17 protein-coding genes are annotated in these 15,438 nt (G+C 42.6%); 11 read left to right on the top strand and 6 right to left on the bottom strand.

The features are described from left to right. The gene (locus tag OSJ91_RS27115) at positions 1-1,434 is read right to left on the bottom strand and encodes a phospholipase D family protein (RefSeq protein WP_350300716.1); all 1,434 of its coding nucleotides are present in this window, start codon (positions 1,432-1,434) and stop codon (positions 1-3) included. Between the two features lie 151 nt (positions 1,435-1,585). Here OSJ91_RS27115 and OSJ91_RS27110 point away from each other — a divergent pair, with 151 nt between their 5' ends. The 3 genes from OSJ91_RS27110 (at position 1,586) to OSJ91_RS27100 (ending at position 3,186) form a co-directional block, all read left to right on the top strand. Next, a complete protein-coding gene (locus OSJ91_RS27110) occupies positions 1,586-2,266 on the top strand; it encodes a uracil-DNA glycosylase (RefSeq protein ID WP_485890765.1) in 681 nt (226 codons plus the stop codon). A gap of 270 nt (positions 2,267-2,536) precedes the next feature. Then, entirely contained in the window at positions 2,537-2,794 is a 258-nt protein-coding gene (locus OSJ91_RS27105; RefSeq protein ID WP_137023602.1) for a YwdI family protein, read from the top strand. A 23-nt stretch (positions 2,795-2,817) separates the two neighbouring features. Next, positions 2,818-3,186 carry a DUF423 domain-containing protein gene (locus OSJ91_RS27100; RefSeq protein ID WP_137017372.1) on the top strand — a complete coding sequence of 123 codons (369 nt, stop codon included), beginning with the start codon at positions 2,818-2,820 and terminating at the stop codon, positions 3,184-3,186. Between the two features lie 74 nt (positions 3,187-3,260). Here OSJ91_RS27100 and gerQ read toward each other — a convergent pair whose 3' ends face one another. Together gerQ and hemQ are read right to left on the bottom strand one after the other, a co-directional pair. Beyond that, a complete protein-coding gene (gene gerQ / locus OSJ91_RS27095) occupies positions 3,261-3,776 on the bottom strand; it encodes a spore coat protein GerQ (protein WP_350300714.1) in 516 nt (171 codons plus the stop codon). A 411-nt stretch (positions 3,777-4,187) separates the two neighbouring features. Further along, the gene (hemQ, locus tag OSJ91_RS27090; protein WP_214744282.1) at positions 4,188-4,937 is read right to left on the bottom strand and encodes a hydrogen peroxide-dependent heme synthase; all 750 of its coding nucleotides are present in this window, start codon (positions 4,935-4,937) and stop codon (positions 4,188-4,190) included. 239 nt (positions 4,938-5,176) lie between these two features. Between hemQ and pta the strand changes: the two genes are divergently transcribed. Then, complete coding sequence (gene pta / locus OSJ91_RS27085; RefSeq protein ID WP_413020037.1) at positions 5,177-6,163, top strand: phosphate acetyltransferase; 987 nt, start codon at positions 5,177-5,179, stop codon at positions 6,161-6,163. Positions 6,164-6,197: 34 nt separating this feature from the next. Further along, positions 6,198-7,046, top strand: a complete 849-nt coding sequence (lipL, locus tag OSJ91_RS27080; protein WP_350300711.1) for an octanoyl-[GcvH]:protein N-octanoyltransferase — start codon at positions 6,198-6,200, stop codon at positions 7,044-7,046. Between the two features lie 224 nt (positions 7,047-7,270). On the opposite strand, the gene OSJ91_RS27075 is transcribed toward lipL, so the two are convergent. Continuing rightward, positions 7,271-8,017 (bottom strand): RsfA family transcriptional regulator, encoded by a 747-nt coding sequence (locus OSJ91_RS27075; RefSeq protein WP_350300710.1) that lies wholly within the window; start codon positions 8,015-8,017, stop codon positions 7,271-7,273. Positions 8,018-8,286: 269 nt separating this feature from the next. Between OSJ91_RS27075 and OSJ91_RS27070 the strand changes: the two genes are divergently transcribed. From OSJ91_RS27070 to OSJ91_RS27060, 3 genes are all read left to right on the top strand, one after another. Next, complete coding sequence (locus OSJ91_RS27070; RefSeq protein WP_048683566.1) at positions 8,287-8,508, top strand: YuzB family protein; 222 nt, start codon at positions 8,287-8,289, stop codon at positions 8,506-8,508. A 236-nt stretch (positions 8,509-8,744) separates the two neighbouring features. After that, a complete protein-coding gene (locus OSJ91_RS27065; protein WP_350300709.1) occupies positions 8,745-10,052 on the top strand; it encodes an HD domain-containing protein in 1,308 nt (435 codons plus the stop codon). Between the two features lie 32 nt (positions 10,053-10,084). Next, positions 10,085-10,594: a YwgA family protein gene (locus OSJ91_RS27060; RefSeq protein ID WP_098185024.1), complete on the top strand. Its 510-nt coding sequence runs from the start codon at positions 10,085-10,087 to the stop codon at positions 10,592-10,594. A 29-nt stretch (positions 10,595-10,623) separates the two neighbouring features. Here the strand turns inward: OSJ91_RS27060 and OSJ91_RS27055 are convergent, their stop codons facing one another. Further along, the gene (locus tag OSJ91_RS27055; protein WP_034315897.1) at positions 10,624-10,809 is read right to left on the bottom strand and encodes a 2-hydroxymuconate tautomerase; all 186 of its coding nucleotides are present in this window, start codon (positions 10,807-10,809) and stop codon (positions 10,624-10,626) included. Positions 10,810-10,949: 140 nt separating this feature from the next. On the opposite strand from OSJ91_RS27055, the gene OSJ91_RS27050 reads away from it, so the two are divergent. After that, positions 10,950-11,624, top strand: a complete 675-nt coding sequence (locus tag OSJ91_RS27050; RefSeq protein WP_485890764.1) for a site-2 protease family protein — start codon at positions 10,950-10,952, stop codon at positions 11,622-11,624. A 40-nt stretch (positions 11,625-11,664) separates the two neighbouring features. Further along, positions 11,665-12,174 carry a YwhD family protein gene (locus OSJ91_RS27045; RefSeq protein ID WP_350300706.1) on the top strand — a complete coding sequence of 170 codons (510 nt, stop codon included), beginning with the start codon at positions 11,665-11,667 and terminating at the stop codon, positions 12,172-12,174. A 150-nt stretch (positions 12,175-12,324) separates the two neighbouring features. On the opposite strand, the gene OSJ91_RS27040 is transcribed toward OSJ91_RS27045, so the two are convergent. Beyond that, entirely contained in the window at positions 12,325-14,394 is a 2,070-nt protein-coding gene (locus OSJ91_RS27040; protein ID WP_350300705.1) for a transglycosylase domain-containing protein, read from the bottom strand. A gap of 207 nt (positions 14,395-14,601) precedes the next feature. Here OSJ91_RS27040 and speE point away from each other — a divergent pair, with 207 nt between their 5' ends. Then, positions 14,602-15,429: a spermidine synthase gene (speE, locus tag OSJ91_RS27035; RefSeq protein ID WP_101223866.1), complete on the top strand. Its 828-nt coding sequence runs from the start codon at positions 14,602-14,604 to the stop codon at positions 15,427-15,429. Positions 15,430-15,438: the final 9 nt, after the last annotated feature.

The raw sequence follows: 15,438 nt of genomic DNA, 5'->3' as shown, positions 1-15,438 counted from the left end.
TTAGTAAGTGGTGAAGCGGAATACCTTTTGAATGCGGTAGGTCAAGTATTTGAAGACAGGCAGTTTCTTTTGGTATTCACTGTAATCCACCGTGTAAGTTCCGTTTTGATTTGTCCAAAGTCTTTGAAAATAGCTATCGACATCCTTGGAAACGTCAGCATCATTTGGAGCATGGATTTCAACATTCGCTTCAAGATTATAGTCATCCAGATTGCGGGAGGTATAATTAGCCGATCCTCCAAGGATAACCGTTTCATTAGCCTTTTGGATCATCATCAACTTTGTATGGAACTGTTCTTTATCTGTTTTGTACCAGCGGATCGAGATGTTTTCATCCCCCAGTTTTTCGAATTCGGCGGCAACCGGAAGATTGGGAAGCCCGATTTTCTCACTTCCGAAAGCGTTTTGATTCGGATCCAATATCATTTGAATCTTCACACCCCGTTCAGCTGCATCCGTTAATGCCTCGACAACCTCGCGATCGGCAATGTAGAACATGGCAAGATGGATCTTGTCCCCCTTTTTTGCATCCTTAATTGCCTTAAGGACATGTTTATTGATTTTTCCTTCCGTTAGCAGTTGTACCGATATCGGTCCTTTATCTGCCGATGTCCCCTTGAACTCAGGAAATGACTTTGGTCCTCCCGAGAATTTCGAAGCGGCTTCTTCGGCTTTAAGAAAATCACCGATGATATTCCCATCCATCTGGAACGCGATATTGGAATGGAATCCACTTGCGTCATGAGGATTGGCAGATGAGATGATGGCCGTTTTTTCAGTAGCGACCACTTTTCTGTGATTGGCTTTGATATTCATCAGTCTAAGATAAGAACGCAAGGTGACCTTTGGCGCGCTTTTGGCCATTGGATTGACAATCCAGCCTTTTCCGCTTTCACCGAACCATTGGAAAAAGGTCCGATACACCCCTGAATAGAGAGGATTCGGATCCCGGAGGCGGTCTAGGTTGGTAACGATGACATCAATTCCATTTTTCTTCATCGTTTCCAATGCCTCTAATTGGTAGGCATTATAGGAAGTATTCACTTCATCTGTAATGAATATAACCTTGAGATCAGGTTTCCTTTTCTTCTGTTTCACCAGATTATCCTTCAGAGTCTCGGTTAACTTCGGGAAGTTTACCTTTTCATCATAAAAAGCATTAAACAAAAACATATCGATTACGATATAAGAATCAGCCTCTTCTATTGCTTGATTAATGGTTTGGAAAATTCGCTGCTCATGTTGCAGATTCCCTTGTTCATCGTGGTAGGAGAGGTCATAGATGAAATCGATATCCTCGACATGATGAACTTTTCCTTCATAAGAAATACCATCGGGGAGAGGCTTGTAGCTGTTATAGACGATTACGATTGCAATGACGATCAAAATGCTGACAAGCAGATAAAATCGTTTTCTTTTGTACCATTTTTTCATAGGGAATCCTCCAACATGGTTAAATTGCTTACTAACTTTCTATTTTCCCACTTTTGGGGTATATAGAAACATAAATCGTAATCTATGGAAAAGGCAAGGCGATTAAGTTTGATATAATATAGTTTCAAAAAGTGGAAAGGGGCTGTGGCAGATGGAAAAGCAGTTATTGACAAATGATTGGTGGCCTCTATTGAAAGAGGAATTCAAAAAAGAATATTACCAGGAGCTAAGGGAATTTATAAAGCAAGAGTACAGCCAGCAAGTCATTCATCCTGATCAGGACGATATTTTCAATGCGCTTCACTATACTCCTTATGAGGACGTAAAGGTTGTCATCCTTGGACAGGACCCTTACCATGGGCCTGGTCAAGCGCATGGCCTTAGTTTTTCAGTTAAGCCGGAAGTTCGCATCCCACCCTCTTTAAAAAATATCTTTAAAGAGTTAAACACCGATCTAGGCTATGAGGTTCCGGATAATGGTTACCTTGTTGAATGGGCAAAACGGGGAGTGCTTCTATTGAATACCGTCTTGACTGTGCGTGAGGGAGAGGCGCACTCACACCGCGGAAAAGGGTGGGAAATCTTTACGAATCAAGTTATTCGCCTATTGAATGACCGTCCGAAACCGGTTGTATTCATTCTTTGGGGAAAACCTGCTCAAACCAAAATCCCTTTGATTGATGAAACCCGCCATAAAATCATTAAGTCCGTACATCCAAGTCCGCTGTCGGCTTCCCGTGGTTTCTTTGGCACAAAACCTTTTTCCAAAACAAATCAATTGCTGATGGAAATGGGGGAATCCCCAATTGATTGGAAAATTTCGAACCGATGATATGGGCAGGAAAACGAAACGGGTGAATTGTATGGCGTGCAGTCATTTCTATATAACTTGGGATCCAAGTTTTCCAAAGGGCTGCCGTGCTTTTCAATTCAAAACATCAAACCAGCCTTCTCTTGATGTCTTTCATTCTTCAGGACAGCCATGCTTGAAATTTCAAGCCAAGCCAATGAAAAGGTAGGAAATATGCAAGGTGTTTTCTTCTCTGATTTTTGCTATGCTAGATATGATAGTTTTGACCTGTATATAGACGAGGTGGTAAAGTTGGATATTTCATCAAGACAAATGTTAGATAAAATCGAAGAGCTTGTTTTAAAAGCGAAACAGACAAATTCAGAGGATAAGGTGCAGGGGTATGTAATTGCGATTAAGTCCCTTTGTGAAGTAATGGTTGATGAAAAAGCGGTGAACATCAGCATACCGAAGCCAATCACATTGACCCAGCCCGTTATGTCGGCTACACCGAATGTAGAACCGGTTAAAATGGATGAGGCCAATGGGGAGTCCTTGTTCGATTTTTAAATTAGGGAAGGGGAGCGAAATAATTGAAACTGTTCATCATTTTAGGTGCATTGAATGGGTTTATTGCTGTGGCACTAGGTGCATTCGGTGCACACGGACTGGAAGGGAAAATTCCCGATAAATATTTAGAAACCTGGCAAACCGCTGTTCAATATCAAATGTTCCATGCGGTGGGTTTATTGGTACTCGGTTTATTGGCCGGGAAAATTTCAAGTCCGCTGATCAACTGGTCCGGCTGGCTTATGTTAATAGGAATTATCCTGTTTTCCGGAAGTCTATTTGTTCTAAGCGTTACGCAAATCAAAGTCCTGGGGGCCATCACACCGCTTGGCGGAGTTTCTTTCTTGGTTGCTTGGGTCTTAATGATCGTTGCTGCATATAAATACTTGTAAAGAAAAAAGTCATTCTAATATAAGAAGAGCCTCAAAATCAAATAGATTCTGAGGCTCTTCTATTTAGGATTTTTTTACCTTGGCGAATAGGTGGTAAGCCCAGTGCCCCCGAATGGATATTCATATTCGATTTCTTCATCAAACGTTATATAATCTAAGTATACCATCGGGATTAAGTATCGTTTTCCCGTTTGAGGATCGCTTATGATTAAGTGATCGCGTCCTGCAGCCTCGATGATTCCTTTGAAGATCTTGGCATTCCATTCCTTGTTGTTTTCAAACGTTGTATAAACAGTGGCCAATTTCCCTTTATTCAAACGCAAGATGTTCTCGATGTACGACTGTTCGACCGGAAGCATGCCAGGTATCTGTGGACCGGAAGGGGGTTGACCCATCGTTATCGGCATTTGTTGTGGCGTACCTGCCATAGTGGGCTGTTGTTGCTGGTATGATGGCTGTTGGTATCCTTGCTGCGGGTAACCTTGTTGCTGGTTAGGATTTTGCTGCCTTAGTTCAGGCTCATTATTTTCATAGGGGTAATAAGGGCTTCCTCCGTACGGATAATTACCATAAGGATTATTTTGTGACATTGCATTCCCTCCTAAATTCAAGGTTTAGTTGATGCTGTGGAATTTGGACAATCCGAGAGAGTGGACTGGAAGAAACAGTGCGATTTATAGCGACCGGTAGTATTGTATATGTTTTCTGGACAATCTCCGGGTGGCTTAAAAAACCACAATGCATGTTAAGCGATACATAACGGCAGCCGTTCATGATATAAGCGATATCCTCTTGCCGGCAAATGAATAAAAGTAACGTTCCTTCACCTCGCTGGAGTCAGGAATTGCCTTGATCAATTTTCCTGAAGCTGAATGGGACTGTGAAAAAATGAATTCATCACTATTGAAAATGTATGGGATGTGGAATGGATTTATTCCAAAGCCGGGGAAAAATAAGGAGGGGACGCAAAAAAAGCTTCCGGAAACCGGAAGCTCATCGTCTTATACGTATAGGAATGAAGGTACGTTTTCTTCCGGCAGGATATTGCCTACAAAGAAAGAACCAAATGCAGCGTAACGTGCACTTACTTCATCAAAACGCATTTCATAGATTAATTTTTTGAATTGAAGGACATCATCTGCGAATAGTGTCACGCCCCATTCATAATCGTCAAAACCGACAGAACCCGAAATGATTTGTTTTACTTTACCGGCATAACTGCGGCCAATCAAGCCGTGGGAACGCATTAAGCCTTTGCGCTCTTCCATGGAAAGCATATACCAGTTATCATCGCCATCACGACGCTTGTCCATTGGATAGAAGCATACATGTTTCGCCTTTGGAAGTATCGGATAAAGTCTGGAACGGACATGAGGGTTCTGGTATGGGTCCTCACCATCTCCACCAGCTAAGTAATTGCTTAATTCCACGACGGAAACGTATGAATAAGCGGGAATTGTATATTCGGCAAGCTTCGTTTTGTTGAATTCGTTTTCAATTGCATTCAATTCTTCCATTGTTGGGCGGGCAAACATAAGCATGAAGTCCGCTTTCTGACCAACGATGGAATAAAGGGCATGGCTGCCTTCATTGTCGCTTTGTGTCATATTCCATTTATCCAGTAATCCTTGGAATTCAGAGATGGCCAATTGGCGCTCGTCACTTGATAACGTTTTCCAAGAAGACCAGTCGATTAGACGGAAATCATGTAAACAATACCAGCCGTCCAGTGTTTGTGCTGCTTCACTCATTACGATCACTCCTAAGTCTTATTATAACTTTAATATAACATAGTTTCAGTATAAGGAAATTTATATCAACCCGCAAACACCATCACTGTTTTTCGGTGTTTCTGCAATTTTCAAATTTGCGGATGGCTGGAATTTACCTGGCTGCTGGAGTATTCTTAAAAGAAGACGACAATGGATTTTAACGGATGGTTAAATATAGAAAAAAATGGGGAAACGTATCTAAAAAGGAGGAAGAGCCAATGAGTGATTTATTTGAAATATTGGAATCGAAAATTACGGGGCATAATTTAAAGATCGTTTTTCCAGAAGGGTTGGATGAACGGATTTTGGGAGCGGCAGGCAGGCTTGCCAAAGCAAAACTGGTGACACCGGTATTGATCGGGGATATCGGGTTGATTCAAGAGAAGGCAAAAGATCTAAAGATCTCCCTTGATGCAATCGAAATATATGATCCGAAGAATTATATCATGATGGATGAAATGGTTGAAGCGTTCGTGAAGGTCCGTGATGGTAAAGCGACCGATGTACAAGCGCGTGAAATCTTAAAGGATGAGAACTATTTTGGAACCATGCTCGTCCATATGAAACTGGCCCATGGAATGGTTAGTGGCGCAACGCATTCGACTGCGGATACGGTTCGCCCAGCCTTAAAGATCATTAAAACAAAGCCGGGCGTCCAAAAAACCTCGGGAGTATTCATCATGGTCCGAGATGAAGAAAAATATGTATTCGCGGATTGTGCGATCAATATAAACCCCAGTTCCCAGGACCTGGCTGAAATTGCTATAGAAAGTGCGAAGACTGCAATAATGTTCGATATCGAACCGCGTGTGGCGATGCTGAGCTTTTCGACAAAGGGATCGGCAACATCCCCCGAGACCTTAAAAGTGGTTGATGCCGTCGATTTGGCAAAAGAAATGGACCCTGAAGTCATTCTTGATGGGGAATTTCAGTTTGACGCGGCCTTCGTTCCTTCGGTAGCAAGGAAAAAAGCACCGGATTCCCTTATTCAGGGGGATGCGAATGTTTTTATTTTCCCAAGTCTCGAAGCAGGGAACATCAGCTATAAGATGGTACAGCGCTTGGGTGGCTTCGAAGCGGTCGGTCCGATCCTTCAGGGGCTGAATCGTCCGGTGAATGACCTTTCGAGGGGATGCAGTGAAGAGGATGTATATAAACTGGCTGTCATTACAGCGGCACAGGGATTTGTGGCGCAGTATCAATAGACAGCTTGAGGATTAAATGTAGAGGGAGATTCGTATGGGTGAAACAGATTCATTATTAATGCAGCAAGAGTGGAGGATTATTGATCAATCTTCCGTTGGACCTCAGTTTCCAGCTCTGGAGTCCTTTGCGATGGATGATACATTTTGCGCTTCCGTAGGGTCAGGTAAATCAGCGGCTGTAGCCAGGGCGTGGGTACACCACCGAACCATCGTCATGGGTATACAGGATACGAAGTTACCTTTTCTTAAAAAGGGTTTGGATCATTTGGAAGAACATGGTTTTCAGGCCATCGTGAGGAATTCCGGAGGGCTGGCAGTCGTCCTGGATGAGGGGGTCCTTAATTTTTCGCTCATTTTTCCTGAAAACGAGCAGAAAATTGAGATCAATCGTGGATATGATGCGATGTGGAAGCTTGTCCAATTGATGTTTTCCGATTTCCCAGTCAAGATGGAGGCGCGGGAAATCGTCGGTTCCTATTGTCCTGGCAGTTATGATTTAAGTATAAATGGTCAAAAGTTTGCCGGTATATCCCAACGCAGGATCCGCAATGGCGTAGCGGTGCAAATCTATTTGTGTGTCAATGGAAGCGGGGCTGAACGTGCCAGTCTCGTGAAGGGTTTTTATGATGCAGCTAAAGGAAATGCAGAAACCAAATTCGCTTATCCTGATATCGTCCCTTCGGTAATGGCGTCCCTAACCGAATTGTTGGGTGTACAATTGAGTGTTCAAGACGTGATGCTCAGATTCCTTCAAGTGTTGAAGGAACATAGCGAAAGGATATTCTCTGACACACTTTCCGTTCAGGAATGGCCGCTGTATGAGGCGTACTTGACGAGAGTGGTGGAACGCAATGATAAAGTATTCGATGCATTAAAGGATTGATATGACAGAAGCCGTTCCATTAAGTCAGGAACGGCTTCTGTCATTTAATACGACTTTAGCATTCACTGAAACTGTAAAAGGACTGTATGATAGGCGGAGATAGTATTCCATCTTTCTTGAAACAATGAAAAAAGAGCCTTGTTGGCTCTCTTTTTCGGATAAACATGGGGGAAACGGCCTCTGGCATGTGGTTGATCTGTATAACAGAACCCCACATTATCTTATTACTCGGCCATTTTTTCCAAATTGCCATTCCGGTCCATCTTGAACTTAGTTGCCGGACGTTCCTCTTCCTCTAACAAAACCAGCTTTCTTGCTCGATTCATGATATTCATCAAAGTTTCATAATCTTCCTGCATCAAGCCGCTGTTTTGTTCTAGGTGGCTGATTTTATTCTCCAATTCTTCGTTTCGCTTTTTCAGCCCTTTAATTTCAAGCTTCAATCTTTCATTTTCGGTTTTTAATACTTCGGCTTGAAGCATGCGGCCGTTCATGGATTCTAAATAGGCGATGACGGTATCAAGGCTCATGGCCGTTTCCAAAGTTACTGGTGTGTGCTGTGTCTTAGGAGCGAGGGCTTCTGCCACAACGAATTCCTCTGCTGCTTCATAATTGGTAGTATCGACTTCGGAATTCAACTCTAGTTCCTCTTCTTGTACATGGGGAACCATTATGTCGGAAATCGTTGGGGACGGCGGTGTATAAAGAAGCCGTTTTTTCCCTCCTTGATCTTTTCCAAGGATCCTTTGCCGCTGCTTACGCTGTTTCTTGGCAAGGGAAAGCGCTTTATCATAATTATGGCGGACAACTGCATTCCAGCGGAATCCGCATGCTGCAGAGGTGCGATTCAACTTATCTCCTACCTCTTCAAAAGCATTGAGCTGAGTGCTGCCTTCCCGCACATGGCGCAATACCGTTTCTGCCAAAAGCAAATCATCTTCTTCTGTCCAGGCGTCTTGACGAACCTTCATTTCTACATACTCCCTTTCTGGTAATTTTTAAAATAAATAACTATATAAAATATCGTGTGGCAGTGGTTTATGGAGTGTTCTACTAGCATTTTGGACAAAATATGGATTTTTTATACAAAAAGGTTAAAAGGATACTAGTTTTTTGATTATTTACATCCTTTTCACATCATCCAGCCCTCTTGATATTCATAAGTAGAAACGGTAAAATACCCTTTAGTCGTATAAATGGATGAAAAATAGTTTGTCATGGAAAGGATGGTGACCGGAGGATGTCCAATGAATTCAGAGTGTGCGATGACTGCTTGGCGGTAAACATTAAAACGTTGATCCCGCGTCTTGAAAAGCTTGATCCCGACGCGAAAATTGAAGTGGGCTGTCAATCCTATTGCGGTCCTGGCAGAAAGAAGTCTTTTGCCTTTGTCAATAACCGTCCAGTTGCTGCACCGACAGAAGACGAGTTACTAGATAAAATCAATAAAAAACTAAAGTAGGATCCATGATATATAGTTAGAGTGGATTGTTTGCTTATGATAAATGAAACAAGTAATCATCACCCAGATTCGACACACTGCGGTGATTTTTTATTTCTTTATTTTCAAGACAAAATCGGACTGAAACTTCCGTTTTCTTACAAAATGACCTCTCTTACTAGCAAGGTGGAAGTTAGGGTTTTTTGTCAAAACACGCTATAATGAGTGCATCGAGATTACGAAAAAGAGGGTAGTTCATGGAATATTCCGGCGAAAAATTACAAGAAGAAAAAGTATTCAAGGACCCGGTGCACCGATATATACATGTTCGCGACCGGGTTATATGGGATTTAATAGGGACGAAGGAATTTCAGCGTCTTCGAAGGATCAAACAGCTGGGAACGACTTATTTAACCTTTCATGGTGCGGAACATAGTCGGCTTAGCCATTCGCTTGGAGTATACGAGATTGTTCGGAGAATCGTGGATGATGTTTTCGAGGGCAGACCCGAATGGAAACCTGAGGAACGGTTACTATCCTTGTGCGCAGCACTTCTGCATGATTTGGGTCATGGTCCTTTCTCTCATTCTTTTGAAAAGGTGTTTGACCTGGATCATGAGCAATTCACGAGGCAGATAATCCTCGGCGATACGGAAGTTAATAAGATCCTCCTTAGGGTTGGACGTGATTTTCCTAAGAAAGTGGCGGAAGTCATAGCGAAAACCTATAAAGGCAAATTAGTAGTCAGCCTGATTTCAAGTCAGATCGATGCTGATAGAATGGACTATTTACAGCGTGATGCTTACTTCACTGGCGTGAGTTATGGACATTTCGATATGGAAAGGCTTTTGCGTGTAATGAGGCCAAGGGAAGAACATGCCGTCATAAAACAAAGCGGGATGCATGCGGTTGAGGATTATATCATGAGTCGCTACCAAATGTATTGGCAGGTTTATTTCCATCCAGTTACGAGAAGTGCGGAGGTCATACTTACCAAGATTCTACATAGAGCGAAACATTTATATGAATCCGGTTATGAGTTTGCCCAAGAACCACACCATTTTTATTCATTGTTCAGGGGAGACGTGACTTTAACGGACTACTTGAAAATGGATGAAGCGGTGATGCTCTATTATTTCGAAGCATGGGAAGACGAAAACGATGCGATTTTAAAAGATTTATGCACTCGCTTCGTTAACCGTAAACTATTTAAATATGTGGAATTCCATCCATCGAACAGTCAAATGAACAGGTTGATGGAGTTAAGGACGCTATTCAAGAAGGCAGGCATCGATCCGGATTATTATCTTGTCGTCGATTCTTCATCAGATCTCCCGTATGATTTTTACCGGCCAGGTGAGGAAGAGGAGAGACTGCCGATTCACTTGCTGAAAAATAATGGCGAAATTCGTGAATTATCGCGTGAATCCGAAATTGTCGATGCAATTTCAGGGAAAAGAAGAACGGATCATAAGTTGTATTATCCAGCGGATTTATTGCGTGATGAATCTACGAAGAAAAATATAAAAAAACAGATTCGAAAGCTTTTGGAGCTATCGGATTAGAGTGGTACATTTTTGGTGAGGAGTGACGAGCCTTGTTTAAGGATCATGCAAACATTATCAATGCAATTTCTACTGCCGGTGAAATCTCGGGTCGGAAAAAATTACAGAAGATCGTTTATATCGCGAAGAAGCTGTCCTTCCCATTTCATGAAAAGTTTCAGTTTCACTTTTATGGACCGTATTCGGAGGAGTTGACCTTACGTATTGAAGAGCTCTGCGAAATGGGCTACTTGAATGAAGTAAGGGAAAAAAAAGCAGGCTATTATCAATATTGTTATTCGATAACGGATGCAGGCCGGGATTTCCTATCCATACAGGAAGTGGAGATGCCGGCACTTGAGGCATGCTTACAGGATATGAACGAACAGAATGCCAGGTTTTTGGAGCTGGTTTCAACGGTATTATACTTCGACACGCTTGAAAAAGAGGAAGTCACCGAGAAAATTTTCACGCTGAAAAGCAAACAAAAATATACGCTTGAAGAAATTGATGAGGCATATGAATATATTGAGCAGCTAAAAACAAAAGCTAAGCCGAATTGATGGCTTAGCTTTTCCCCATTATGTAAATCTTATAAATCGCTTTTACGGACACCGGCTACTGCTAAATGATTTTTTGACATTTCTTCAATGAAAATCGTCACGGCTTCAGCTGGTGCTCCAGTTGTTTCCGTAACTGCTGCAGTCACCTTTTCGACTAAAGCCTTTTTTTGTTCGTCTGTACGGCCTTCAAGCATTTTGACTGTTACATATGGCATCTCTTTTTCCCCCCTTCCTCTCTTATCTTGTAGTGTTTCACAATGGAAAAAGAAATGCAAGACACGGAAGTCAGAGTTTTTTCACTTCTTGAACTTTTGATGTATACTAACGGTATTAAACAATGGGGGAGAAGCTATCGATGCAATTCTTGGAGCAAATAGAACGGTTTTTGGTTTATCCTTTGGAAAAGCTTCCATATGTCATTGTGTCACTGTTGATCGCATTTACGGTTCATGAATTTTCCCATGCTTATGTGGCCTATAAGTTTGGTGACCCGACTGCTAAGAATGAAGGAAGAGTCACATTGAATCCGATTTCGCATTTGGATCCGATCGGAACATTGTTGATATTAATAGCTGGATTTGGTTGGGCGAGACCTGTACCGGTCAATCGTTTTCATTTCAAGAATCCAAAATTGGCAGGAGTGCTCGTCTCTTTTGCCGGTCCGTTCAGCAATTTGATTGTTGCAATTTTGGGGTATTTGATTTTTTACGGATTGCTTGCCGCAGGCGTTGGACCTGATTTACCGTTTTTCGTCGAGCCTTTCTTAAATATACTCATAAATTTAAATGTCCTTTTATTTGTATTTAATCTGTTACCGCTGCCGCCGCTCGATGGTTATAGAATCATTCAGGATCTTGTTTCAGCTGACTTGCGGGCAAAAATGACCCAGTATGAACAATACGGCTCGCTTATTTTTTTGATCCTGATCATCACACCGCTGAGCAAGTATACAATTGGCCCGATTTTGGAAACTGGTAGAGACTTTGTTGGAGGCATCTTAAGTCAATTTTTTTCACTTTTGTTTTTTTAACCAATATAAAGAATGACATACAATAAAGGGGGATACGAACATGGAAGAACAACCAAAGAAAAAGGTAGGCTTCAATATTATAAAAAACGACCCTACAGAAGGTCATGGCGGATATGGAGCAGGGGTTTTGACGCTCGATAATATTTCTCCGGTCATCATCGATGTGGATGCAGGTGAAGCAGAGGTCGATATCGGCGCGATGCATGCAAGAAGTGCAGTGGAAAAAGGGATCAAGTTTTTAAAGACAAAAGAGGAGGTCCCGAATGCCAAACCTTACTGGCTTGTTTGGGTGACCATTGAAGCCACTCAAAATGGCCCGCACTATGCAGGTGTGACAGCATGTGAAATGATGGTCGACAGGTCAATTAGACGCGGTTACAAATCGCTCCCGGAGCATGTTAACCGGATGGATAAATCGCTAAAACGAAAAATCATCGTCGAGGACATGGACGATAAATCAAAACGTGTGCTTGCAGACTTCCTGAGAAATCATGATGCAGGAATGTGGGAGCGTTCTTCAGATCTGCTGAAGGAGTCATTGACGGTTTGAATCTCGTTTAATGGGTGAAATGTTAAGTTTAGTGAAAAATGCACTTGTAGGAAAGCGATAAAATCAGTAAACTTAAAGACAGCAGTTTAGTCACTGTGGAACTAGGACAGAAAAACCCCCGAAGCCGCTGCCGGCTTCGGGGGTTTTTCGTTATCCCCAAGGTTTTAAGACTTTTTTGTACCATGGGGCCTTTTTATGTTCTTCTTCTTTTGGGGCATGTTTCGGACTCTCACCCTTAAAGTGCTCGGCACAGTATTCGACAGGTTCGGTCCCTTTAACATAATAAGTCATTCTTGAGGCAGGACAGTCCTTTGTGGCCAATTTTCCGCTAACGGGGTTCACGTTTACCCCGATTACGTTTTCGGTTTCCTTAAACGATTTTGCCGGTTTCCCTTGCAGGCCCTTTTCCATATAGGAAGCCCAGATTTTCTTTGCATAGCCTTTTTCAGCAGGGATCTCGATCTTTTTGCCTTGATCATATCCAGTCCATACTCCTGCTACAAGCTCCGGTGTGTAACCGATCATCCAGCTATCAGTCGGGGTGGAGCCTGATTTGCCGGCATATGGGCGGGATAGCTGGGAACTGATGGTGCTGCCGGTCACTTTCGTATAGCCGTTTAAGGTTTCATCGAAAACCCCTGTAAGCATCTGGGTCATGACAAATGCCTTATCCTCATCCAAAATCTGTTCAGGTTTCTCATTTTCATCAAAAATCACTTCACCTTTTTGATTTTCAACCTTTTTGATAAACACGGGTTCAACCTTCTTGCCGCCGTTAGCCAGAATGCTGTATGCGTTCACCATTTCAATCGCCCTTACACCTGACGTACCGAGTGCCAGGGAAGGAACCGCATCCATCTTTGCCGTGATGCCGAAACGGTGCGCCGTATCGACCAATGCCTGTTCCCCAAGGAACAAGTGCGTTTTTACGGCGAAGATATTATCGGAAAGAGCAATGGCCTGGGCCATCGTGATTTCGCCTTCCGCATATTGATGGTTGTAATTATGCGGTGTGTAAGATGAGTGACCATCATCGAAAGAAAATGTAGTTGTCTCGCTTTTTAAGGTGGTGGACGGTGTGAAACCATTCTCTAATGCTGAATAGTATAGCAAGGGCTTTATGGTTGAACCAGGCTGGCGAACGGCCTGTGTGGCCCGATTGAATGGCGACTCGGAGTAATCTTTCCCTCCGACCAGCGCACGGACCTCCCCGGTATCCGGATCCATTGCCACTATCGAGGCTTGAATGCCTGAAGACTTGGGTATGGTATTGGAAAGAACTTCTTCGGCAGCATCCTGCTGGGTTTCGTCCAGTGTGGTATAGACCTTAAGCCCGCCAAGCTCGATCGTCCGGTCATCTAAATGAAGCTGAGTTTTTAAAGCCTGCTTGACGGCATCCTGGAAATAGGGAGCGGTCTTCTTTGTGACCGTTCCGTGTTCTCCCTTTAATGTAAGGGATGTTCGCAGCGCTTCCGCGATATCCTTTCCTGAAACGTAGTTTTTGCTTTTCATGGCTTGCAGGACGACTTTCTGCCTTGATTTCGCTTTTTCAAAGTTATCCAATGGAGAATAGTTTGACGGCCCTTTTGGTATTCCAGCCAGCATGCTCGCTTCAGGAAGGGTCAAATCCTTGGCATCCTTGCCAAAGTAATATTGACTTGCAGCTTGGGCTCCATAGGCGCCATGGCCATAGTAAATCGTATTTAAATAGCCTTCTAGAATTTCCTTTTTGGAGTAGTTCATTTCTAAACGTATCGTATAAAAGGCCTCATTAAATTTACGCGACCACGTTTTGTCATGCCCAAGAAACAGGTTCCTGGCATACTGCTGGGTAATGGTGCTTGCACCCTGGACTTTGGACATTGCCTTAATATCAGCAAGGATGGCTCCGCCGATCCGCTTTATATCAAATCCATTATGAGTGTAAAATTGACGGTCCTCAACGGCGACAGTCGCTTTGATGAGCTCTGGTGAAATCGACTCCATTCCGGCCCAATAACGTTTCTGGCCATTATCGGTTTCACCGATCACATTTCCATTATCACTATAATAGAGAGTGGACTGCGGCACGACCAAAGGAGGCGGACCTAATATTTTTGCATAAATCAGTAAAGAGAGAAGCAATACAAAGAGTATTGTGAGCCCGATTGTGGCAAGGATAATGAAGGCCCGTACATATTTAGTTGTCCTTTTAAATCGTTCGCTTGGAATCAATTCCATTGCTTTCACCTCTCTTATCAGGTAAGAATCTAGTATCTATTACTATTATGGAAAAAAAAGAAAATTTTAAACATAAGAACTGCATTTAAGAAATTTATCTTGCAATTCTGCTAGATTCGTCTATAATTTTTCTAGCTAATGACTATACCGATTTTGGGGAACCTATAAGGTGACTGACAATATGAAATGGAAAAGGAGCGTTAATAAATGAGCATTTGGTTTACTGAAAAACAAACAGAGAATTTTGGTATTACGATGAAAGTGAATCGTACTTTACATACGGAGCAAACTGAGTTTCAAAAGCTGGATATGATTGAAACGGAAGAGTGGGGCAATATGCTGTTGCTGGATGACATGGTAATGACTTCACAGCGTGATGAATTCGTGTACCATGAAATGGTAGCCCATGTTCCTTTATTTACCCATCCTAATCCAGAAAACGTTTTGGTTGTAGGAGGAGGGGACGGAGGAGTTATCCGTGAAATCCTAAAACACCCAAGCGTAAAAAAAGCTACATTGGTGGATATCGATGGGAAAGTTATCGAATACTCAAAGAAATTCCTGCCGGAAATTGCAGGCATGCTTGAAGATCCGCGTGTAGACGTACAAGTTGGGGATGGCTTCATGCACATCGCCAAAAGTGAAAATGAGTATGACGTGATCATGGTTGACTCGACTGAACCAGTCGGACCTGCTGTCAATTTATTCACTAAAGGTTTTTATGCCGGGATTTCCAAGGCTTTGAAAGAAGACGGGATTTTTGTGGCACAATCCGACAATCCTTGGTTTAAAGCGGACTTAATTCGTGATGTACAACGTGATGTAAAAGAAATTTTTCCAATCACCAGCTTGTATTTAGCGAATATCCCGACATACCCAAGCGGCCTTTGGGCGTTCACGATCGGATCGAAAAAATATAATCCATTAGAAGTGACTGAAGATCGTTTCCATGAATTAGAAACGAAATATTATACAAAAGAACTTCATAAAGCAGCTTTCGTTCTGCCTAAATTCGTTCAAGATTTAGTGAAATAAGGGAGGCAT

The organism is Bacillus sp. T-10(2022) (assembly GCF_056502895.1).
This window is presented reverse-complemented; position numbering and strand designations above follow the sequence as displayed.

Bases quoted from the DNA above. Each gene is read 5' to 3' on its own strand.
- OSJ91_RS27115 (WP_350300716.1), bottom strand. From the start codon at position 1,434: ATGAAAAAATGGTACAAAAGAAAACGATTTTATCTGCTTGTCAGCATT.
- OSJ91_RS27110 (WP_485890765.1), top strand. From the start codon at position 1,586: ATGGAAAAGCAGTTATTGACAAATGATTGGTGGCCTCTATTGAAAGAG.
- gerQ (WP_350300714.1), bottom strand. From the start codon at position 3,776: ATGTCACAAAATAATCCTTATGGTAATTATCCGTACGGAGGAAGCCCT.
- hemQ (WP_214744282.1), bottom strand. From the start codon at position 4,937: ATGAGTGAAGCAGCACAAACACTGGACGGCTGGTATTGTTTACATGAT.
- pta (WP_413020037.1), top strand. From the start codon at position 5,177: ATGAGTGATTTATTTGAAATATTGGAATCGAAAATTACGGGGCATAAT.
- lipL (WP_350300711.1), top strand. From the start codon at position 6,198: ATGGGTGAAACAGATTCATTATTAATGCAGCAAGAGTGGAGGATTATT.
- OSJ91_RS27075 (WP_350300710.1), bottom strand. From the start codon at position 8,017: ATGAAGGTTCGTCAAGACGCCTGGACAGAAGAAGATGATTTGCTTTTG.
- OSJ91_RS27070 (WP_048683566.1), top strand. From the start codon at position 8,287: ATGTCCAATGAATTCAGAGTGTGCGATGACTGCTTGGCGGTAAACATT.
- OSJ91_RS27065 (WP_350300709.1), top strand. From the start codon at position 8,745: ATGGAATATTCCGGCGAAAAATTACAAGAAGAAAAAGTATTCAAGGAC.
- OSJ91_RS27055 (WP_034315897.1), bottom strand. From the start codon at position 10,809: ATGCCATATGTAACAGTCAAAATGCTTGAAGGCCGTACAGACGAACAA.
- OSJ91_RS27050 (WP_485890764.1), top strand. From the start codon at position 10,950: ATGCAATTCTTGGAGCAAATAGAACGGTTTTTGGTTTATCCTTTGGAA.
- OSJ91_RS27045 (WP_350300706.1), top strand. From the start codon at position 11,665: ATGGAAGAACAACCAAAGAAAAAGGTAGGCTTCAATATTATAAAAAAC.
- OSJ91_RS27040 (WP_350300705.1), bottom strand. From the start codon at position 14,394: ATGGAATTGATTCCAAGCGAACGATTTAAAAGGACAACTAAATATGTA.
- speE (WP_101223866.1), top strand. From the start codon at position 14,602: ATGAGCATTTGGTTTACTGAAAAACAAACAGAGAATTTTGGTATTACG.